This is a genomic window from Caballeronia glathei, assembly GCF_000698595.1.
GTDB classification, from domain to species: domain Bacteria; phylum Pseudomonadota; class Gammaproteobacteria; order Burkholderiales; family Burkholderiaceae; genus Caballeronia; species Caballeronia glathei.
Window position 1 is genome coordinate 136247 of the sequence record NZ_JFHC01000001.1, and the last position, 21414, is coordinate 157660.

At 65.2% G+C, this 21414-nt stretch carries 20 protein-coding genes; 13 read left to right on the plus strand and 7 right to left on the minus strand.

Annotated elements, in window-relative coordinates; all coding sequences use genetic code 11:
* The first annotated feature begins 78 nt into the window (after positions 1–78).
* Together secD and secF are read left to right on the plus strand one after the other, a co-directional pair.
* Complete coding sequence (secD, locus tag BG61_RS00640) at positions 79–2157, plus strand: protein translocase subunit SecD (RefSeq protein WP_035941137.1); 2079 nt, start codon at positions 79–81, stop codon at positions 2155–2157.
* 17 nt (positions 2158–2174) lie between these two features.
* On the plus strand, positions 2175–3125 hold the full coding sequence (gene secF, locus BG61_RS00645; protein ID WP_035941138.1) for a protein translocase subunit SecF: 951 nt from the start codon (positions 2175–2177) through the stop codon (positions 3123–3125).
* 108 nt (positions 3126–3233) lie between these two features.
* On the opposite strand, the gene BG61_RS00650 is transcribed toward secF, so the two are convergent.
* The 3 genes from BG61_RS00650 to BG61_RS00660 form a co-directional block, all read right to left on the minus strand.
* Positions 3234–3767, minus strand: coding sequence for a YceI family protein (locus BG61_RS00650; protein ID WP_051672209.1), 534 nt, complete (start codon positions 3765–3767; stop codon positions 3234–3236).
* A 74-nt stretch (positions 3768–3841) separates the two neighbouring features.
* The gene (locus tag BG61_RS00655) at positions 3842–4408 is read right to left on the minus strand and encodes a YceI family protein (RefSeq protein WP_035941142.1); all 567 of its coding nucleotides are present in this window, start codon (positions 4406–4408) and stop codon (positions 3842–3844) included.
* A 124-nt stretch (positions 4409–4532) separates the two neighbouring features.
* Entirely contained in the window at positions 4533–5093 is a 561-nt protein-coding gene (locus BG61_RS00660) for a cytochrome b (protein WP_035941502.1), read from the minus strand.
* A gap of 467 nt (positions 5094–5560) precedes the next feature.
* Between BG61_RS00660 and BG61_RS00665 the strand changes: the two genes are divergently transcribed.
* The 5 genes from BG61_RS00665 to BG61_RS00685 all read left to right on the plus strand — a co-directional run bounded on the left by BG61_RS00665 (position 5561) and on the right by BG61_RS00685 (position 10141).
* Complete coding sequence (locus BG61_RS00665) at positions 5561–6274, plus strand: paraquat-inducible protein A (protein WP_081867954.1); 714 nt, start codon at positions 5561–5563, stop codon at positions 6272–6274.
* Positions 6271–6996 carry a paraquat-inducible protein A gene (locus BG61_RS00670; protein WP_081867955.1) on the plus strand — a complete coding sequence of 242 codons (726 nt, stop codon included), beginning with the start codon at positions 6271–6273 and terminating at the stop codon, positions 6994–6996. The genes BG61_RS00665 and BG61_RS00670 overlap by 4 nt, the downstream gene beginning before the upstream one ends.
* Positions 6989–8641, plus strand: coding sequence for a PqiB family protein (locus tag BG61_RS00675; RefSeq protein WP_035941143.1), 1653 nt, complete (start codon positions 6989–6991; stop codon positions 8639–8641). The genes BG61_RS00670 and BG61_RS00675 overlap by 8 nt, the downstream gene beginning before the upstream one ends.
* Positions 8638–9366: a PqiC family protein gene (locus tag BG61_RS00680; RefSeq protein WP_035941145.1), complete on the plus strand. Its 729-nt coding sequence runs from the start codon at positions 8638–8640 to the stop codon at positions 9364–9366. Before BG61_RS00675 ends, BG61_RS00680 begins: the two co-directional genes overlap by 4 nt.
* A gap of 166 nt (positions 9367–9532) precedes the next feature.
* Positions 9533–10141, plus strand: a complete 609-nt coding sequence (locus BG61_RS00685; protein ID WP_035941506.1) for a glutathione S-transferase family protein — start codon at positions 9533–9535, stop codon at positions 10139–10141.
* A 76-nt stretch (positions 10142–10217) separates the two neighbouring features.
* Here BG61_RS00685 and BG61_RS00690 read toward each other — a convergent pair whose 3' ends face one another.
* The 4 genes from BG61_RS00690 to BG61_RS00705 all read right to left on the minus strand — a co-directional run bounded on the left by BG61_RS00690 (position 10218) and on the right by BG61_RS00705 (position 13871).
* Positions 10218–11243: an alpha/beta hydrolase gene (locus BG61_RS00690; protein WP_035941147.1), complete on the minus strand. Its 1026-nt coding sequence runs from the start codon at positions 11241–11243 to the stop codon at positions 10218–10220.
* Positions 11244–11507: 264 nt separating this feature from the next.
* Positions 11508–12065, minus strand: a complete 558-nt coding sequence (locus BG61_RS00695) for a TetR/AcrR family transcriptional regulator (RefSeq protein ID WP_035941149.1) — start codon at positions 12063–12065, stop codon at positions 11508–11510.
* A gap of 142 nt (positions 12066–12207) precedes the next feature.
* Complete coding sequence (gene mnmA, locus BG61_RS00700; RefSeq protein ID WP_035941151.1) at positions 12208–13344, minus strand: tRNA 2-thiouridine(34) synthase MnmA; 1137 nt, start codon at positions 13342–13344, stop codon at positions 12208–12210.
* A gap of 44 nt (positions 13345–13388) precedes the next feature.
* Positions 13389–13871 carry an NUDIX hydrolase gene (locus BG61_RS00705; RefSeq protein WP_174479696.1) on the minus strand — a complete coding sequence of 161 codons (483 nt, stop codon included), beginning with the start codon at positions 13869–13871 and terminating at the stop codon, positions 13389–13391.
* 205 nt (positions 13872–14076) lie between these two features.
* Here BG61_RS00705 and BG61_RS00710 point away from each other — a divergent pair, with 205 nt between their 5' ends.
* The 6 genes from BG61_RS00710 to BG61_RS00735 all read left to right on the plus strand — a co-directional run bounded on the left by BG61_RS00710 (position 14077) and on the right by BG61_RS00735 (position 21231).
* Complete coding sequence (locus BG61_RS00710; RefSeq protein WP_035941155.1) at positions 14077–15225, plus strand: Re/Si-specific NAD(P)(+) transhydrogenase subunit alpha; 1149 nt, start codon at positions 14077–14079, stop codon at positions 15223–15225.
* A gap of 19 nt (positions 15226–15244) precedes the next feature.
* Positions 15245–15565 (plus strand): NAD(P) transhydrogenase subunit alpha part 2, encoded by a 321-nt coding sequence (locus tag BG61_RS00715; RefSeq protein WP_035941507.1) that lies wholly within the window; start codon positions 15245–15247, stop codon positions 15563–15565.
* On the plus strand, positions 15566–17008 hold the full coding sequence (locus BG61_RS00720; RefSeq protein ID WP_035941158.1) for an NAD(P)(+) transhydrogenase (Re/Si-specific) subunit beta: 1443 nt from the start codon (positions 15566–15568) through the stop codon (positions 17006–17008). It begins immediately after the preceding gene.
* Positions 17009–17277: 269 nt separating this feature from the next.
* Positions 17278–18567 (plus strand): THUMP domain-containing class I SAM-dependent RNA methyltransferase, encoded by a 1290-nt coding sequence (locus BG61_RS00725; RefSeq protein ID WP_035941160.1) that lies wholly within the window; start codon positions 17278–17280, stop codon positions 18565–18567.
* A gap of 94 nt (positions 18568–18661) precedes the next feature.
* Entirely contained in the window at positions 18662–20062 is a 1401-nt protein-coding gene (locus BG61_RS00730; protein ID WP_035941162.1) for an aminopeptidase P N-terminal domain-containing protein, read from the plus strand.
* Positions 20059–21231, plus strand: coding sequence for a UbiH/UbiF/VisC/COQ6 family ubiquinone biosynthesis hydroxylase (locus BG61_RS00735; RefSeq protein ID WP_035941164.1), 1173 nt, complete (start codon positions 20059–20061; stop codon positions 21229–21231). Before BG61_RS00730 ends, BG61_RS00735 begins: the two co-directional genes overlap by 4 nt.
* Positions 21232–21414 lie beyond the last annotated feature (183 nt).

The window sequence follows — 21414 nt, forward strand, 5'->3', positions numbered from 1 at the left end:
ACGGCACAACGGCTGGCAGCGTTCATCGCCGGACGCACCACGCACTCCCCACGCCAACTTTCCCGTTCGGCCATCCCCATGAATCGTTACCCCCTCTGGAAATATGTCGTGATGCTGGTGGCGCTCGTCATCGGCCTCGTGTACACGCTGCCCAATTTCTTCGGCGAAGCGCCGGCGGTGCAGGTGTCGAGCGGCAAGGCAACGGTCAAGCTCGATTCGTCCACGCTCGACAAGATCGAGAGCACGCTTGCTGCGAATCAGGTGACGCCCGACGAAGTGACGTTCGACAACTCGTCGACCAACGCGAACATCCGCGTGCGCCTGAAGGACACCGACACGCAGTTGCGCGTGAAGGACCTGCTGCAGAAAACGCTGAACAGCGACCCGTCCGACCCGGTCTATGTCGTCGCGCTGAACCTGCAGAGCGCGTCGCCGCGCTGGCTCACCGCGCTGCACGCCCTGCCGATGTACCTCGGTCTCGACCTGCGCGGCGGCGTCCACTTCCTGCTGCAGGTGGACATGGCGGGCGCGCTGAACAAGAAGCTCGACTCGGACGCAGCCGACGCCCGGGCGCTCCTGCGCGACAAGAACATCCGCGACGGCGGCGTGAACCGCGTGGGCCAGTCGGTCGTCATCAATTTCTCCGAGCAGGACACCGCGAACAAGGCGCGCCAGGCGCTCGTGAACAGCGTGAGCGAGCTGCAATGGGCGACGCGCCAGAGCGGCGACGGCTACCAGCTCGTCGGCACGTTCACGCCGGCGGCGCAAACGCTCGTCGAAGACGGCGCGCTCAAGCAGAACATCACGACGCTGCATAACCGCGTGAACGAACTCGGCGTCGCGGAGCCGGTGATCCAGCAACAGGGGTCCGACCGGATCGTGGTCGAACTGCCGGGCGTGCAGGACACGGCGAAGGCGAAGGACATCATCGGCCGCACGGCGACGCTCGAAGCGCGCCTCGCCGATCCGACCAACACCCACCCCGGCCCGAACGACCCCGTGCCGCCGGGCGACGAACTCTTCACGCAGGGCAACTCCACGCCGGTTCTGCTGCGCAAGCAGGTGATCTTCACGGGCGACCGCATCATCGACGCATCCGCGAGCTTCGACGAGCATCAGCGCCCGTCGGTGAGCATCCGTCTCGATGCCGCGGGCGGGCGCGCGGTGAGCAGCGTGTCGCGCGACAACATCGGCAAGCCGATGGCGATGGTGCTGTTCGAAAAGGGCAAGGGCGAAGTGCTGACGGTCGCGACCATCCAGTCCGAGCTCGGCGACCGCTTCCAGATCACCGGCCAGCCGACGCCGCAAGCCGCCACCGACCTCGCGCTGCTCCTGCGCGCCGGTTCGCTCGCAGCGCCGATGGACATCATCGAGGAACGCACGATCGGCCCGAGCCTCGGCGCCGACAACATCAGGAAGGGCTTCGATTCGGTCGTGTACGGTTTCGCCGCGATCGCCATCTTCATGATCGCGTACTACATGCTGTTCGGCCTGATCTCGATGCTGTCGCTGTCGGTGAACCTGCTGCTGCTGATCGCGATTCTCTCGATGCTGCAGGCCACGCTGACGCTGCCCGGCATCGCGGCCATCGCACTCGCGCTCGGCATGGCGATCGACGCGAACGTGCTGATTAACGAGCGCATCCGCGAGGAGCTTCGCCACGGCGCGCCGCCGCAGGTGGCGATCCAGAACGGCTTCTCGCACGCGTGGGCGACGATTCTCGACTCGAACGTCACCACGCTGATCGCCGGCCTCGCGCTGCTCGCGTTCGGCTCGGGCCCGGTGCGCGGCTTCGCGGTGGTGCACTGCATCGGCATTCTCACGTCGATGTTCTCGGCCGTGTTCTTCTCGCGCGGTCTCGTGAACCTCTGGTACGGCGGCAAGAAGAAGCTGCAATCGCTCGCGATCGGCCAGGTGTGGCGCCCTGAAGGCGCCGACGCCGCGGCGGCGACGGCGGCCTACCTCGCGAACCAGCGCGAAGAATCGCTTGGCAGCGAGATGGTCCAGCCCGCCGCCAAGGCCAAAGCCAAGAACAAGGCCCCGGTTCCGGCGCGCCCGGCCGGCCAGGCCGCTCCCGCGCGCACCGGCAAGCCCGTCGCGCGCCGCCGCTCGGGTCCGGGCGTCGACAACCAGAAAAAACCGGGCTCGTCAGCCTGAGCCCCGGAGAATAGATCATGGAATTTTTCCGCATTCGCCGTGACCTGCCGCTGATGCAGCGCGCGTTGATCTTCAACGCGATCTCGCTCATCACGTTTCTCGCGGCCGTGTTTTTCCTCGTGCATCGCGGGCTGCATCTGTCGGTGGAATTCACCGGCGGGACGGTCGTCGAGGTGCAGTATCCGCAGGCCGTGCCGCTCGAACCGGTGCGCGCGACCCTCACGAAGCTCGGCTATCCCGATGCGCAGGTGCAGAACTTCGGCACGTCGCGCGACGTGCTGATCCGCCTGCCGCTCAAGGGCGGGCTGACGTCCGCGCAGCAAAGCGAGCAGGTCATGACCGCGCTCAAGGGGCAGGACGCGCAGGCGCAGTTGCAGCGCGTCGAGTTCGTCGGGCCGCAGGTCGGCAAGGAACTCGTGACGAACGGCCTGCTCGCGCTCGCGTGCGTGGTGATCGGCATCGTGATTTACCTGTCGTTCCGCTTCGAATGGAAGTACGCGGTGGCCGGCGTGATCGCGAACCTGCACGACGTCGTGATCATCCTCGGCTTTTTCGCGTTCTTTCAGTGGGAGTTTTCGCTCTCGGTGCTCGCCGCGATTCTGGCCGTGCTCGGCTACTCGGTGAACGAATCGGTCGTGATCTTCGACCGGATTCGCGAAACCTTCCGCCGCGAACGCAAGATGACCGTGATCGAAGTGATCAACCACGCGATTACGAGCACGATGTCGCGGACCATCATCACCCACGGCTGTACGGAAATGATGGTGCTCTCGATGTTCCTGTTCGGCGGCCCGACGCTGCACTACTTCGCGCTCGCGCTGACGGTCGGCATTCTGTTCGGCATCTATTCGTCGGTGTTCGTGGCGGCGGCGATCGCGATGTGGCTCGGCGTGAAGCGCGAGGACCTCGTGAAGGACAAGAAGCCGAAGTACGATCCCACCGATCCGAACGCGGGCGCGGAAGTCTGAGCGTCGCGTTGGTAGTTCGGTAAAAGGCAAAAGGCCGGTTCTCGCGAACCGGCCTTTTGCTTTCCTGAAGAGCGGCGCTCCACCGAAGGAGCGTTCACGGCGCAGGCGTTACTGCTTGACCCCTTCCGCCTGAATATGCAGCGTCGTCTTCAGGCTGAAGCCGTACGACTTGCCGTAGTCCATGCCGAAATCGCCGCGGTCGAACACGGCCGTTGCCTCCGTGCCGCACACTTCGCGCTTGAGCACCGGATGCTGAATGCACTTGAACGACTCGAGCTTCAGATTCAGCGGCTTCGTCACGCCGTGCATCGTCAGCGTGCCGATCACTTCCACCGGCTTGTCGCCGTCGAACTTGATCGACGTGCCCTTGTAGACCGCCGTCGGATACTTCGCGACGTCGAAGAACTCGTCCTTCTTCAGATGCTCGTCGAGCTTCGCATTGCCCGTGTTGATCGACGCGATGTCGATCGTCGCTTCGACCGTACCGGTCTTCGCCGCGCGATCGAGTGTCACCGTGCCGCTCGACTTGTTGAACTTGCCGCGCCAGATCGAGACGCCGCCGAAGTGATCGGCCTCGAAGCTGGGTTGCGTGTGATTCGGGTCGAGTTGATAGGTGTCCGCTGCCATCGCATTGAACGACATGCCGGCGAGCAGCGCGCCCGCTGCGATCAAAAGTTGTTTTTTCTTCAAGTTGCCCTCCTGGCTTGATGCGCCGCTTATTTCTTTGCGGCGACGATGTGGAATTTGATGACGACATCGTCCGCCACCACGGACGTGTCCTTCCATTCGCCCGTTCCGACGTCGAACTGGCTGCGCTTGATCGGGAGCGAACCGTCGAATGTTTCCGTCGCGCCCTGCTGCGTGACGGTCACCGGCACGGTGACCGTCTGCGACTTGCCCTTGATCGTGAGCTTGCCGGTGACCTTGTACTGGTTCGCCGTGCCCGCCGGCGCGATCGCACTGGAAACGAACGTCGCGGTGGGGAACGTGGCGCTGTCGAACCATTCCTTGCCGCGCACTTCCTTGTTGTATTCGGCGTCGCCGAGATCGTAGCTGCCGGTGTCGATCGTGATGTTCGCGCTTCCCGCGGCCGGCTTCGCCGGGTCGAAGGTGATCTGCGCGGTGAACTTGTTGAACTTGCCGTCGACGGGCACGTTCATCTGCTTCGAAGTCGCCGTAACCGAGCTCTTGCCCGTGTCGACCTGCGCATGGGCAACGACGGCCGCGACGAGCGACGTGGCCGTCACGCCGGCAAGTACCAAACCATAGAGTTTCGCTTTCATGTCTGCCCTGTCAAAACAATTCAAACGATTCGAAAAACTTGAATCCACCATTGGAAATCAAAAAGCCGCGAAAACAATCAGCCGCCGGGAAACGCGCCGCCAACAGGCGGGAAACAGTCTCCGCCTACTTGAGGAACGGCAGCATGCGCCCGAGCAGCCCGTCGCGATCGACGAAATGGTGCTTCAGCGCGGCGAGCACATGCACGGCAACGAGCGCGAGCAGCCCGTAATTCAGCACGACGTGAACGATGCGCAGCGTGCCCTTGAGCTCCTGATCGGGGCCGATGATGGTCGGCATCGGCCATATGCCGAGGTAGACCACCTGAATGCCCGCCGCGGAGCTGTAGAAATAGCCGGAAATCGGGATCACGAGCATCAGCAGGTACAGCAGGAAATGCGTGGCGTGCGCCGCGCCCTGCTGCCAGCGCGCCATGCCGCCCGGCATCGCCGGCGCGCGGTGGCCGAGCCGCCACACGACCCGGATCGCGGCGAGCGCGAACACCGTCACGCCGATCCATTTGTGCCAGGAGAAATACTTGAGCTTCGTCGGCGTGAATCCGGGGATGTCGGTCATGATCCAGCCGAGATAAAAACCGCACACGATCAGGAGCGCGATCAGCCAGTGAAGGCCGATCGCCGTGCCGCTGTACCGCTCCGTGGTTGCGAAGTTTGCCCCGCGTTCCATAGTGATCCCGAGAAGAAATTGCGCGTTTCCGGCCCGCCCGCCGAACTGCCATTCACGGCCGCCATCGTACCCGAATGAAAGGAAACCGGTGCGCGCTCCGAAAATACCCGCGATTTCGCCGCCGACGCCCGCCGGCATTGGCTCAGCCGGGCGCGCGACGGCACCTTTTCCGGCCGCGTTCTGCCGCTGCAACGAACTATTCCATTCATGCAACGGTCGGAACGAGTCGTTCGGGCTTCCGCGAAAATACAAAGCTTTCGGACTAAACGAGTTGCTTCGGGTGTTCATTCCAGTTAGTGCGCACAGTGCGCACGCGCGGACATCTGCCGACATCAATACCCCGTTACTGTGTCGCCCCGGCGTCATTTGATACCATGCGCTCTGGCCCGGCCCTTGCTTGAATCTCTGGCTACGGTGGATCAACGGCACACCGAAGCACCGCCCCAACCGCCCAGGCCTCCCGACTCATGAACGAACCAGACGACCTGATCGCATGCCACGAGTGTGACGCGCTGTTCAACAGACGTACGCTGCCCCGGCGCACAACCGCCATCTGTCCGCGCTGCGGCGACACCCTCTATTACAACGTTTCGAAGAACCTCGACAAGATCTGCGCGCTCACGCTTGCGGCGGTCTTCACGTTCCTGATCGCGCAGGGTTTTCCGATCGTGGAACTGGACGCGAACGGCATCACGTCGCAGACGACGCTGATCGGCGCCATCGTCGCGCTGTGGAGCGAGGACATGCAGGTCGTCGCGATCATCGTATTTTTCTCGACGATCCTCTTTCCCCTCACCGAGCTGATCGCGCTCCTCTACGTGCTCATTCCGCTGCGCGCGGGGTTCGTGCCGCCCGCCTTCAACGAGGTGTTGCGCGCAATCGGGTTCGTGCGCCCGTGGGGCATGATCGAAGTATTCATGCTGGGCGTGCTGGTCACGCTCGTGAAGATGGTCAGCCTCGCCCGCGTGATTCCCGAGGCCGCGCTCTTCGCGTTCGGCGCGCTCACGCTGATGTTCGCGGTGGTCGTGAGTTTCGATCCGCGCGCACTGTGGGATTACGCCGATCGCCTGCCCAGGCGCCGCACGCCGCCCGGCCCGGCGCTCGACGAACGGCATGCGCCCGAAGCGGGGCGCGGTGGCCTCGAGCGTGCGACGCCGCCCGCCACGAGGCGCGAATCATGAGCGACGCGATCAAACCGCCCCAAAACGAAAGCGGCAATGAAAACGGCAACGACAGCGGCAACGGCAACGACGCATCCGGCGCGGGGCCGTATCTCACGACCGCATCGCGTGCCGGGCTGGTCGCGTGCCACGCGTGCGGGCGCGTGCAGCCGCGCGCGTTCACCGTCGAGCGGCAGCGCTGTTCCCGCTGCAACGCGACGCTGCACCGGCGCAATCCGGACAGCATCGCGCGCACGTGGGCGCTGCTGATCACCGCCGCGATCCTCTACATTCCGGCGAACCTGTACCCGGTGATGCACACGTCGTCGATCGTGGGCTCGGAAGACGACACGATCATGAGCGGCGTCGCGCTCTTCTGGAACGACGGCGACTATCCGCTCGCGGCGGTGATCTTCATCGCGAGCATTCTCGTGCCGATGCTCAAGCTCGGCACGCTCGCGTTCCTCGCGTGGACCGTGCAGACGCGCTCCACATGGCAGCCGCGCCAGCGCACGACGCTCTATCGCGTGGTCGAGCGCATCGGCCGCTGGTCGATGCTCGACGTGTTCGTCGTCACGCTGACCGTGGCGCTCGTGCGCTTCAAGTCGATCGCCATCATCACCGCCGGCCCCGGCGCGCTGGCGTTCGCGGCGGTCGTCGTGCTGACGATGCTCGCCTCCATGCAATTCGACCCTCGACTGATATGGGACAACATCGAACCCCCGGGAAAGACACATGAATAGTCCGCAAGGGCCGAACGAGCCGCGCAACGAACCCTCAGGCAAAGGCGGCGGTCTGCCGCCGAATCTCCCCGATCCCGTAATCGAGCCGCGCAGCCGCTGGCTGCCGTCGCTCGTCTGGGTGATTCCGCTCGTGGCGGCGCTCGTGGGCGTACTGCTCGTCGTGAAGACGGTCGCCGGGCGCGGCCCCACGATCACGATCAGCTTCGTGAGCGCCGAAGGGCTCGAACCGGGCAAGACGAAGCTCAAGTTCAAGGACGTCGATGTCGGCACGGTGAAGACGATCACGCTGTCGAAGGACCATTCGCGCGTGCTCGTCGACGTGCAGCTCACCAAGGAAGCCTCCGACTTCGCCGTCAAGGACACGCGTTTCTGGGTCGTGCGCCCGCGCGTGGCGGCAAGCGGCGTGAGCGGTCTCGGCACGCTGCTCTCGGGTTCCTACATCGGCGTGGATGCGGGCAAATCGACCGACGACCAAACGGAGTTCGTCGGCCTCGAAACGCCGCCCGCGGTCACCGGCGACCAGAAGGGCCACAAGTTCGTCTTGCGCGGCGAGTCGCTCGGCTCGATCGATATCGGCTCGCCCATCTACTACCGGCGCGTGCAGGTCGGCCAGGTGGTCGGCTTCTCGCTCGACCGCGACGGCACCGGCGTGACGATGCAGGTGTTCGTCAACGCGCCGTACGATCAGTACATCGGCACCAACACGCGCTGGTGGCACGCGAGCGGCGTCGATCTGCGGCTCGATTCGAGCGGCTTCAGGCTCAACACGCAGTCGCTCGCGACGGTCGTGCTCGGCGGAATCGCGTTCCAGACGCCGCCGAACCAGCCGCCGGGAGCGCAGGCGCAGGACAACATGACGTTCCGTCTCGGCTCCGACGAAGGCGACGCGATGCGCGATCCGGACGGCACGCCGCTGCGCGTCGTGATGAACTTCAACCAGTCGCTGCGCGGCTTGTCGGTGGGCGCGCCCGTCGACTTCCGGGGCATCGTGCTCGGGCAGGTGACGAACATCGGCATCGAATACGATCCAAAGACGCGCAATTTCAGGATGCCGGTGACGCTGAACCTCTATCCGGATCGCCTTGGCAAGCAGGCGCGCCAGTCGATGCCGAATCCGGGCAGCGCGGCAAGCGAAGACCTGCTGCAGCGCCTCGTCGCGCATGGCCTGCGCGGGCAGTTGCGCACCGGCAACCTGCTCACGAGCCAGCTGTACATCGCGCTCGACTTCTTCCCGAAGGCACAGGCCGTGAAGGTGAACACGAGCGCCGATACGCTCGAACTGCCGACCGTGCCCAACACGCTCGACGAACTGCAGCTCCAGGTGGCGGACATCGCGAAGAAGCTCGACAAGATTCCATTCGACGAAATCGGCGCGAACCTGAACAGCTCGCTCAAGAACGCGAACAGTCTCTTCAAGCAGCTCGATACGCAGGTCGCGCCCGAAGCGCGCGACACGCTGAGCGCCGCCAAAAAGACCTTCGTGGACGCGCAGACCACGCTGCAACAGGACTCGCCGCTTCAGTCGGATGTCCATCAGGCGCTGCAGGAGCTCACGCGCACGCTTCAATCGCTCAACGCGCTCTCCGACTATCTGGAACGGCACCCGGAATCGTTGCTGCGCGGCAAATCAGGAGATAAACCATGAGGTTCGGCGCGTTTCTGATCACGGCGGGCGCCGTGTCGCTGCTGGCTGGCTGCGGGTCGTCGCCGGTGAGCCGCTTCTACACGCTCGGCGGCGATGCGCGCCCCGTGCCTGCGACGCCCGCGTCGTTCTATATCGAGGTGCCGCCCGTCGACATGCCCCCGCAGGTGACGAAGAGCCAGCTCGTCGTGCAGACGAGCCCCGCGCAGGTCCGCGTGCTGGAGGACGAGCGCTGGGCGTCCCTGCCCGCCGACGAAGTGCGGCGCGCGCTCTCCTCGGACCTGACGCAGCAGCTCGGCGCGATCGACGTGTACAACACGCCGCATCCCGAGTCCGTGCCGGTGTATCGCGTGAAGGTGAACGTGCAGCGCTTCGAGTCGTGGCCGGGCGCGCAGGCGCTGATCGACGCCGTGTGGAGCGTGCGGGCGGCGGGCTCGCAGACGGTGCTGACATGCCGGACGGTGTCGCAGCAGCCTGTCGCCGCGGGCTATGACGCGCTGGTCGCGGGGCACCGCAAGGCCGTCGATCAGCTCGCGGCCGAGATCGCGGCCGGCGTGCGCACGGTGAGCGCGGCGCCCGCCGGCGTGCCCTCTGCCCCGGCGAAGGTCAAAGGCGACACCGCGACGCGTGTGGCCGCGTCGCCGGTGCTGCCATGTCCGGTGTCGAATGCGTCGAATGCGTCAAGTGCGTCGAACGCGTCGGCGCCGGTCGCCGCGCAAGCGAAATAGAGCGAGTCACGCCGCTGGCATCGGCTGATATTTGTCAGCCGATGCCGGAGCGTCATCTGTTGTCGCCGAGCCACAACGACGTTATCTCGAAATCACCTTGGCGTGGTGTCGGGCGGTTAAGATCGTTGTCCACGACCAATTCCGCTGAAAACCCGCAAAACAGATGATGAAACTGATCGGTTCGCACAGCAGCCCGTTCGTCCGCAAGGCGCGGATCGTAATGGCGGAAAAGAAAATCGACTGCGAACTGGTGCTCGAAAACGTCTGGGCATCCGATTCGAAGATCCACAACTTCAATCCGCTCGGCAAGGTGCCGTGTCTCGTGCTCGACGACGGCGAAGCCGTGTTCGACTCGCGCGTGATCTGCGAGTACGTCGATACGCTCACGCCGGTCGGCAAGCTGCTGCCGCAGGAACGGCGCGAACGCACGGAAGTGCGCTGCTGGGAGGCGCTCGCCGACGGCATGCTCGACGCCGCCGTTCTGATCCGGCTGGAGGGCGTGTTGCGCGACGAACCGCACAGGAACCCGGCGTGGGTTGCGCGCCAGCAGCACAAGATCGAAGACGGCCTGAAGGCGATGGCGAAGGGACTCGGCTCGAAGCCGTGGTGCTCGGCGAACCATTTCACGCTCGCGGACATCGCCTGCGGCTGCACGCTCGGCTATCTCGATTTCCGCATGCCGGATCTCAACTGGCGCGAAGCGCATCCGAATCTCGACAAGCACTTTCAGCGGCTTTCGCAGCGCCAGTCGTTCATCGATACGACGCACGCCTGAGCGCGCCGCGCGATACGCATCGTCGAACGAGTAAAAAAGCCACCCGCCTTCCGGCGGGTGGCTTTTTTTGCGGACATTATTTCCGCAATGCCTGCCTGAGCGCGGTGTTGCCCTGCTCGATCGCGGCGCGGGTGGCGGGCGTGTCGGTGAGCGCGTTCAGCATCACGAAGTCGTGGATCGTGCCGTTGTAGCGCACCGACGTCACGCGCACGCCCGCCTGCGACAGCTTGCGGGCATACGCCTCGCCTTCGTCGCGCAGCACGTCGTTTTCGTCGGTGATGACGGTCGCGGGCGGCAGGCCCTTCAACTGTTCGAGGCTCGCGCGCAACGGCGACGCCGTGATCTTCTCGCGATCCGCGGGATTCGGCGCGTAGGCGTCCCAGAACCACTTCATCGCGTTCTTCGTGAGCCACGGGCCGTTCGCGAATTCGTTGTACGAGCCGGTTTCGAAGTTCGCGTCCGTGACCGGGTAGAACAGCACCTGGGCGCGCAATGCCGGGCCGCCGCGCTCCTTCGCGAGCAGGGTGACGGCCGCGGCCATGTTGCCGCCGACGCTGTCGCCCGCCACCGCCATGCGCGATGCGTCGACGCCGAACTCCTGCGCATGATCGGCGACGTAGCGCGTCGCGGCGTAGGCCTCTTCGATCGGCACCGGATATTTCGTCTCGGGCGAGCGGTCATAGTCGACGAAAACGACCGCCGCCTGCGCGCCATTCGCGATCTCGCGCACCAGGCGGTCGTGCGTGTTCTTGTCACCGAGCACCCAGCCGCCGCCGTGAAAATACATGACGACCGGCAGCGTCCCTTTCGCGTGCTCCGGGCGAACGATCCGGATCGAGATATGGCCGGTCGGGCCGGCGCTGATCACGCGGTCCTCGATCTTCGCCGGCTGCTTCGTCACCGGCTGCGCCTGCGCCCCGGCAAGCACGTTGCGCGCGTCGGCGGGGGACAGCGTGTAGATCGGCGGCCCTTTCTGGGCGGAGAGGGCGTCGATGAACTGCTGCGTCGCGGGTTCGAGCACGGGCGTGGTCTGCGCGACCGCGTTTCCAAGGCTGGCAGCAACGATAGCAACGGCGACGGCAGCGGTTTTCAGCTTCTTCATGATTTCTCCGAGTGATTGGAAAACAAAACGGTCAAATAACAATTAATTCGCAAATATTCAATCTACTACTAGGTAGACAACAGGCCAAAAATCGATAACTTCACACTTCATTCCGCCGTATGGCCTGCGATACCCGCAGACAAGCGCACGACAGGTCCGTTATTGCATGTATTGCGGATATCTCGCCAAAATCTATCTACTTAAAGATAGATTGCTGCACGCAATTCAAGCGCAATTTCGGTCACTTATCCACACCCCGAACCGCTATCGCTTGACGCCTTGCACGATTTCGTCGAGCCGCGTCTTCGTTTGAAACAGCCGGCACGCCAGCAAACTGCCCTGGAACGCCGCGTACAACGCCCGCGCCGCGGCTTCCGGCTGGCCGTTGGCGTTCAGTGTCTGCTGCGCTTCGCCTTCGGCGAGAATCCTGGCAAGCCAGTTCTCGTTGGCCTTGAAGAACGCCTGCACCGCGTGCCGGACCTTCTCCGGCAACGACTCGATATCCGCCGCGAGCATGCCGCACAGGCATATCTGGTCGCCCTCGCCGACGATCCTGCCGAAGAGCCGCGCGTAACGGTCGAGCTTCTTGTCGGCGGGAGCGGAGCTGTCGATCGCGTAGATCGACGAGAGCACATCCGCGCTGTACGTGTTGACCGCTTCGAGCGCCAGATCTTCCTTCGACGGGAAGTAGTAATGGATGCTCGATGTCTTCACGCCCACCAGCGCCGACAGATCCCGGTAGCTGAAACCGTTGTAGCCGCGTGTCATCAGCAGCACCTGGGCATGTTCCAGCAGTTGTTCGCGTACGGTGTTCTTGTCCATGTCTTTCGTCCTTGACCCGAACTTTATCTACTACTAGGTAGACAGTCAAGGGCTTGTATCAAAAAAGTTTTCGCCTTGATTGAAGACAATTGAAGATAAAAAAAAGCGGGCCGAAGCCCGCCTTGCTGAACCGGATGCCCGCCTATCGCGCGGACAGCAACGCCGGCTCGCCCGTGTGGGGCATCGGCTGCGCCGTGGCCGCGTGTTCGATGATGCCGCCGCCAAGACATACGTCGCCTTGATACAACACGGCCGACTGCCCGGGCGTCACGGCCCACTGCGCGTCGTCGAAATGCAACCCGAAGCGTCCGTCCGCCAGCGCCGCGAACCGGCACGCGGCGTCCGCCTGCCGATAGCGCGTCTTCGCGCCGCCCGCCGCGCCTTCCTCTGGCGCCGTGCCCGCCACCCAGCTCGTATTTCCCGCGATCAGCGTTTGCGCGAGCAGCCACGGGTGATCGTGCCCCTGCACCACGTAGAGCGTATTGCTCGCCATGTCCTTGCCCGCCACGAACCACGGCTCGCCGCTGCCGTCCTTCGCCCCGCCGATACCGATGCCCTTCCTCTGCCCGAACGTGTAGAACGCGAGGCCGATGTGCTCGCCGATCGTCTTGCCGTCGGGCGTCTTCATCGGGCCGGGCTTCGTCGGCAGATAGCGGTTGAGGAATTCGCGGAACGGCCGCTCACCGATGAAGCAGATGCCAGTCGAATCCTTCTTCTTCGCGTTCGGCAGGCCGATCTGCGCCGCGATCTCGCGCACCTTCGTCTTCGGGATTTCGCCGAGCGGAAAGAGCGTCTTCGACAACTGCTGCTGATTCAGCCGATGCAGGAAGTACGACTGGTCCTTGGTCGAATCGGTGGCCTTCAGCAACTGGAAAAGACCCTCCTGCTCACGCACGCGTGCGTAGTGGCCGGTCGCGATGGTTTCGGCGCCGAGCGACATCGCGTGATCGAGGAACGCCTTGAACTTGATCTCGGCGTTGCACAGGACATCCGGATTCGGCGTGCGGCCGGCCGAGTACTCCCGCAGGAACTCGGCGAACACGCGGTCCTTGTATTCGGCGGCAAAATTGACCGCCTCGACGTCGATGCCGATCAGATCCGCCACCGATACCACGTCGATCCAGTCCTGCCGCGTCGAGCAGTACTCGCTGTCGTCGTCGTCTTCCCAGTTCTTCATGAAGAGGCCGACGACGTCGTACCCCTGCTCCTTGAGAAGCCACGCCGTCACCGACGAATCCACGCCGCCCGACATGCCCACCACGACTTTTTGCTTGCCCATGTTGCTACCGATTTGCTTGAAGGCGCGCGTGGCGGGCAAAGGAATCAGGCCCGCACGACCGGCGCTACCGAATGTGTATGGATGAAGTCGAGCGGCACGCGCCGCCCGGCGAGGTAATCGTCGACACATTTCATGACGAGCGGCGTGCGATGGCGCGCCATGCAGGCGCGCAGTTCGTCGGCGGTGAGCCACATCGCGCGCACGATGCCGTCGTCGAGCGTACGGCCCGGCGCCTCCTCCCGCGCCTTGCCGCAGAACGTGAACCGCACATACGTGACGCCCACGCCCGGCCGCTCGAAATGCGTCATGTAGACCCCGACGAGCGCTTCCGGCACGAAGCGGTGCGCGGTTTCCTCGAGTGTTTCGCGAACGACGGCGTCGACGAGCGTCTCGCCCGCTTCCAGATGACCCGCCGGCTGGTTGATCCGCAGCCCGGCCGAGGTGTGCTCCTCGATCACGAGAAAGCGCCCTTCCTGCTCGACGACGGCCGCCACCGTGACATGCGGAGCCCACTGGTCAGATTTCATGGGTCGATATTTTACCGGTTCACGCGCTTTTACGCGTAACGAGACAAAACGTGCGCCAAAGAAGTGCCGGATCGGATATTTCTCACGACTTTCTTCGGTTACAGTTGCGGGTAGCCGTTTGCCCCAAGCTATTGAATACCAAAACTCAGCCTTTGCCCCGCGCGCCTTGAACCGCGCGTGTGTAGAAAAACAGGAGGATTCAAAGATGCACATCGGAGTGCCTGCTGAAACGCGGGCGAACGAGGCGCGCGTCGCCGCCACGCCCGAGACGGTAAAGAAGCTCGTGTCGCAAGGTCACCAGGTTTCGGTGCAAAGCGGCGCGGGCCTGCCGGCGAGCTATATCGACGATGCGTACGCGCAAGCGGGCGCCGATATCGTCGATGCGAACACCGCTTTTTCCGCCGATATCGTTCTCAAAGTCCAGTCCCCGAGCGAAGCCGAGCTGCCGCTTCTCAAACGCGGCGCAGTGCTTGCCGGCATGCTCGATCCTTTCAACACCGACAACACCGCGCGGCTGGCCGCAACCGGCATAACGGCGTTCGCGCTCGAAGCCGCGCCGCGCACGACGCGCGCGCAAAGCCTCGACGTACTGTCGTCTCAGGCCAACATCGCGGGCTACAAGGCGGTGCTGGTCGCGGCCAACCTGTATCAGCGCTTCATGCCGATGCTGATGACCGCCGCGGGCACCGTGAAAGCGGCGCGCGTGCTGGTGCTGGGCGCGGGTGTCGCGGGCCTGCAGGCGATCGCCACCGCCAAGCGGCTCGGTGCCGTGGTGGAAGCGTCGGATGTGCGTCCGGCCGTTAAGGAGCAAATCGAATCATTGGGCGCGAAGTTCGTCGACGTGCCCTTCGAAACCGATGAGGAACGCGAAGCGGCTCAAGGCGTGGGCGGCTATGCGCGTCCGATGCCGCCCAGCTGGCTCGCGCGGCAGGCCGCGCAGGTGCACGAGCGTGCCAAGGCGGCCGATATCGTGATCTCCACGGCGCTGATTCCGGGCCGCCCCGCGCCGACGCTGCTCTCCGTGGAAACGGTGAAGCACATGAAGCCGGGCTCCGTGATCATCGACCTCGCTGCCGGGCGCGGGCCCGAGCACGAAGGCCGGCGCGGCGGCAACTGTCCGCTCACCGAAGTGGACCAGGCGGTGATGAAGCATGGCGTGCATATCGTCGGTTATACCAATCTCGCATCAATGGTCTCGGCCGACGCCTCGGCGCTCTACGCGCGCAACCTGCTCGACTTCCTCAAGCTGATCATCACGAAGGAAGGCACGCTCAACATCGATCTCGCGGACGACATCGTCGCGGCCACGCTCCAGTGCCGCGACGGACAGGTCACGCGAGCTGCATCGGCATGACACGGAGAGAGACATGGAAGTGGATATCATCAACCATACGGTGATCAACCTGATCATCTTCGTGCTGGCGATCTACGTCGGCTATCACGTGGTCTGGAACGTCACGCCCGCGCTGCACACGCCGCTCATGGCCGTGACCAACGCGATTTCGGCGATCGTGATCGTCGGCGCGATGCTCGCGACCGGCCTCACGGTCAGCGGCACCAGCAAGTTCTTCGGCACGCTCGCGGTGGTGCTCGCCGCGGTGAACGTGTTCGGCGGCTTTCTCGTGACACGGCGAATGCTCGAAATGTTCAAGAAGAAAGAACCGAAGAAGATCACGAGCAAGGAGGGCGCGTAAATGAGCCTTAACGTCGTCACTCTCCTTTATCTCGTCGCCTCGGTGTGCTTCATCCAGGCGCTAAAGGGCTTGTCCAATCCGAAGACCGCGCGCATCGGCAACACGTTCGGCATGGCGGGCATGGCGATCGCCATCCTCACCACGCTCGCGCTGATCGTGAAGCAGGCGTCGCTGCTCGGCTCGAACCTCGGCTTCGGCCTCGGGCTGCTGTTCGCGGCGCTGATCATCGGCGGCGCGGCGGGCGCGTACATCGCGGCGAAAGTCGAGATGACCAAGATGCCGGAACTCGTCGCGGCGATGCACTCGCTGATCGGTCTCGCGGCGGTCTGCATCGCTTATGCGGTGGTGGCCGAGCCGTCCGCGTTCGGCCTTGCCGCTCCGGGCTATCCGATTCCGTACGGTAACCGCGTCGAGTTGTTCATCGGCACGTTCGTCGGCGCGATCACGTTCTCGGGTTCGGTCATCGCGTTCGGCAAGCTCTCGGGCAAGTACAAGTTCCGCCTCTTCAAGGGCGCGCCGGTCGTGTATCCGGGCCAGCACATGATCAACCTGCTGCTCGCCATCGCGATGGTCGGCTTCGGCATCATCTTCATGATGACGCAGGCGTGGCTGCCGTTCGTGATCATGACGCTGATCGCCTTCGCGCTCGGCGTGCTGATCATCATCCCGATCGGCGGCGCGGACATGCCGGTGGTCGTGTCGATGCTCAACTCGTACTCCGGGTGGGCGGCGGCGGGCATCGGCTTCTCGCTGAACAACGCGATGCTGATCATTGCCGGGTCGCTGGTGGGCTCCTCGGGCGCGATCCTGTCGTACATCATGTGCAAGGCGATGAACCGGTCGTTCTTCAACGTGATTCTCGGCGGCTTCGGCGGCGAGGCGGGCGCGGCGGCGGCGGGCGGCGAACAGGAGCAGCGTCCGGTGAAGTCGGGTTCGGCCGACGACGCCGCGTTCATGCTCGGCAACGCCGAGACCGTGGTGATCGTGCCGGGCTACGGCCTCGCGGTTGCCCGCGCGCAGCACGCGCTGAAGGAACTCACCGACAAGCTGGTCGAGAAGGGCATCGATGTGCGCTATGCGATCCACCCGGTCGCCGGGCGGATGCCGGGACACATGAACGTGCTGCTCGCGGAAGCGGAAGTGCCGTACGAACTCGTGCATGAGATGGAGGACATCAACAGCGAGTTCGGCCAGACCGACGTGGTGCTCGTGCTCGGCGCGAACGACGTGGTGAATCCGGCGGCGAAGACCGATCCGACATCGCCGATCGCGGGCATGCCGATTCTGGAAGCTTACAAGGCACGCACGATCATCGTGAACAAGCGGTCGATGGCGGCGGGCTACGCCGGTCTCGACAACGAGTTGTTCTACATGGACAAGACGATGATGGTCTTCGGCGACGCGAAGAAGGTCGTGGAAGACATGATGAAGGCGGTTGATTGAGCCTGCGGTCCGTGTGACGCGTGACATCACGGACCGTTTCATCACGCAACGACGCCAGAGCCCCGCGATTCGCGGGGCTCTGGCGTTTTCGCTTCCGGCGAATGGGTTGCAAGGAACGGACTGCAACGAATGGGCTGCAACGAACGGGCGCAACGAACAGGCAAAACGATACGCGCGCTGAACGCGCGCAGGCGTTCGCCGCAGCAAACGCCGCCGCGCCGCCCCCGCGTACAATGTCGCCTTTATAGAACCCTTCTGGCACCGCACCCATGGCTCCTCCCCTTTTCGACTGGTTTGTCCCCTGCCCGCGCGGCCTCGAAGCGCCGCTCGCCGCGGAACTCGCCGAGATCGGGGCGCGCCATCTCGGCGGGGCCGCGTTCAAGGCCGGCGCGCATGTGCCGGGCGGCGTGCACTTTCGCGGCGGCTGGGCGGCGGGCATGGCGGCGAACCTGCATTCGCGCATCGCGAGCCGCGTGCTGCTGAAAATCGCGCACGGTCCGTATCGCAACGAAAACGACATCTACGAGCTCGCCTATCAGCAGCAGTGGGAACAGTGGTTCACGCCGAACCAGACGATGCGCGTCGACATCACGGCGATCAAGTCGCCGCTGCGCAGCCTCGAGTTCGCGACGCTGCGCGTGAAGGACGCCGTCTGCGACCGCCTGCGCGAACTGAGCGGATCGCGTCCGAGCATCGATACCGCGCAGCCCGACGTGCGCGTCTTCGCGTTCCTCACGATCAACGAATGCACGCTCTACCTCGACACCTCCGGCGAACCGCTCTTCAAGCGCGGCTGGCGGCTCGACAAGGGCGCGGCACCGCTGCGCGAAAACCTCGCGGCGGGCATTCTGCGCCTGACCGGCTGGACGCCCGGCACGCCGCTCTACGATCCGATGTGCGGCAGCGGCACGTTTCTCGCGGAAGCCGCGCAAGTGGCGCTTGACATCGCGCCGGGCGTCGAGCGCCGGTTCGGCTTCGAAAAGCTGAAGCAATACGACGTGAACGCGTGGCAGAAGCTCAAGGTGGCCGCCGTCGATGCGAAACGCGCGGCGCGCGCATCGCGTGCCGACCTGCAGATTTTCGGCAGCGACATCTCCGGCGACATGCTGGAGAAGGCGCGCGCCAACCTGGATCGCGCGGGGCTGCCGGATCTGTCGCTCAAACAGCTCGACGCGCGCAACATGGTGCCGCCCGCCGATGCACCCGGCATCCTGGTCGCGAATCCGCCGTATGGCGAGCGGATCGAAGTGCGTGGGCGCGGGCCGCGCGGCGAACTCCGCGACACCGGCCGCGGCCGGCGCGAGGACGACGACGACGCGTTCACCCGCGCTCAACCCGATCCCGCCGACGCGGAATTCTTCGTCTCGTTCGGCAATGCGCTCAAGCAGCGCTTTCCCGGCTGGCGCGCCTACGTCTTGACGTCTGACCGCAAGCTGCCGGGCCTCATGCGCCTGCGCGAGTCGACGAAAACGCCGCTTTTCAACGGCGCGCTCGAATGCCGGCTGTTCCGCTTCGACCTGGTCGCGGGCAGCGTGCGCAACCGCCCGACGAGCGAGTGATTCCGGCGAACCGCTGAGCGGCGGCGTGCCCCGGGCCACCGCGCGGGGCACGCCGAGGCGCCCGCCATTCAATGACGGGCGCTACAATCGCTGCATGAACTCACACACCGATCCCGCCCGGCCGATTGCCGTCGACGTCTACCGTGCCCGCCGCGCGCGCGTTCTCGCGGCGTTGCGCGAGTCGGGCGGCGGCGTCGCGATCCTGCCGACCGCACCGGAAGTCCTGCGCAACCGCGACGCCGACTATCCGTTTCGCCACGACAGCTACTTCTATTACCTGACGGGCTTCACCGAACCCGAGGCGACGCTCGTGCTCGACGCCGACGCGAAGAATGGCCAGTCGTCGATCCTGTTCTGCCGCGAGAAGAACGCCGAACGCGAAACGTGGGATGGCTTCCGCTACGGCCCCGAAGGCGCCCGCGACGCGTTCGGCTTCGACGCCGCGTTTCCCATCGACGCGCTCGACGAGCACATGCCGCGCCTCATCGCCGACGCGCCCGCGCTGCACTACGCGCTCGGCACGTCGGCGGAACTCGACGAGAACGTGCGCCGTTGGCTGTCCGCCGTGCGCGCGCAGGGGCGCAACGGGGTGCGCGCGCCGTCGAGGGCGCAACACCTGCTGCCGCTTCTCGACGAGATGCGCGTGATCAAGGACGCCCACGAAACCGCGATCATGCGCCGCGCGGCGTCGATTTCGGCCGAAGCGCACCGCCGCGCGATGCATGCGTGCCGACCGGGCATGCGCGAGTACGAGCTCGAAGCCGAACTGCTGTACACGTTCCGCCGCCACGGCGCGCAGGCGCCCGCCTACGGGTCGATCGTCGCCACCGGCGCGAACGCCTGCGTGCTGCACTATCCGGCGGGCAACGCGATCATTCAGGAAGGCGACCTGATCCTGATCGACGCCGCATGCGAGCTCGACGGCTATGCCTCGGACATCACCCGCACGTTCCCCGCGAGCGGCCGCTTCACGGCCGCGCAGCGCGAACTCTACGACATCGTGCTCGCCGCGCAGACCGCGGCCGTCGACGCGACGCGCGCGGGCGCGAGCTTCGACGCGCCGCATCAGGCCGCGCTGCGGGTGCTGTCGCAGGGTCTGCTGGATACGGGCATCGTCGACCAGCAGAAGTTCGCGACCGTCGACGACGTGATCGCCCAGCGCGCCTACCTGCCCTTCTACATGCATCGCACGGGGCACTGGATCGGCATGGACGTGCACGACGCGGGCGACTACCGCGACGCCGGCGGCCCGCTCGACGGCGAGGGCGCGCGGCCGTGGCGCACGCTCGAGGCGGGCATGGCGCTGACCGTCGAGCCGGGCCTCTACGTGCGCCCCGCCGACGGCGTCCCGGAGCGCTACTGGAACATCGGCATCCGCATCGAGGACGACGCGATCGTCACGCCCGCGGGCTGTGAGCTGATCACGCGCGAAGTGCCGGTCGGCGCCGATGAGATCGAAGCGCTGATGCGCTCGCCGGACACCAATCGACCATGAACGAAACGACCACCGGACAATTCGACTTCGACATCGCGATCGTCGGCGCGGGCCCGGTAGGACTCGCGCTCGCGGGCTGGCTCATGCGGCGCAGCGCGACCTCGCGGCTTTCCGTTGCGCTGATCGACGCCCGCACGCCGGACGTGGCGCTGACCGATCCGCGCGCGCTCGCGCTGTCGCACGGCAGCCGCATGATGCTCGAGCCGCTCGGCTTTCCCGCCGACGCCACGCCGATCCGGCGCATCCACGTCTCGCAGCGCGGGCACTTCGGGCGCACGCTGATCGAACACGACGAGCACGAACTGCCTGCGCTCGGCTACGTGGTCCGCTACGGCTCGCTCGTGAGCACACTCGCGAAGGCGGTGCGCGAAACCGCCGTGCACTGGTTCACCGAAACCACCGCGCTCGCGCCGATGCAGGATCACGAAGGCGTCACGCTGCCCCTCCAGTCCGCGAGCGGCGAGCGCACTTTGCGCGCGCGCGTCCTCGTGAACGCCGAAGGCGGTTTGTATCAGGACACCCGCGAACACGCCCGCGACTACGGCCAGACGGCGATCGTCGGGACGGTCAGCGTGTCGGCGCCGCAGCCGAACGTCGCGTGGGAGCGCTTCACGCGCGAAGGCCCGATCGCGCTGCTGCCGTGCGGCGGCGCGCGCCATGCGGACTACTCGCTCGTCTGGTGCTGCACGCCCGGCGAGGCCGCACGCCGCGCGCAGCTTCCCGACGACGCGCTGCTCGCGGAACTCGGCGCGGCGTTCGGCGAGCGCATGGGCCGCTTCACGCACATCAAGGGGCGCGCCACCTTCGCGCTCGGCCTGAATGCGCTTCATGCGCTCGTCGACCGGCGCGCGGTCGCGATCGGCAACGCGGCGCAGACGCTGCACCCGGTCGCGGGACAGGGGCTCAACCTCGGCCTGCGCGACGCGCACGCCCTTGGCGACGCGCTCTCGCTCCACGGCGCGACGACGCCCGCCCTTTCGCACTTCGCGCAGCGCCGCGCGCTCGACCGCCGTCTGACGATTGGCGCCACCGACACGCTCGCGCGCGTCTTCACCCTCGACTTTGCGCCGCTCGCCGCCATCCGCGGCCTCGCGCTCACTGCGCTGGAATTCGTGCCGCCGGTGAAGACCGCGCTCGCGCGGCAGATGATGTTCGGACAGCGGCGCTAAAGCACGCGCAAACGTTCGAAAAGCGCCATTTGTCTGGGCGAACGGGCGACTTATCCTCTATGAACGGCGTGACTTTCATAGAAGATTTAAAGACTTGCACGCGATTGCACTTAAATTCAGCAGCCCGTTCGCGTTAAAATACGCGTTTTACTTCAGCGTTTTCGCATCCGCGGCCCAAGGCGG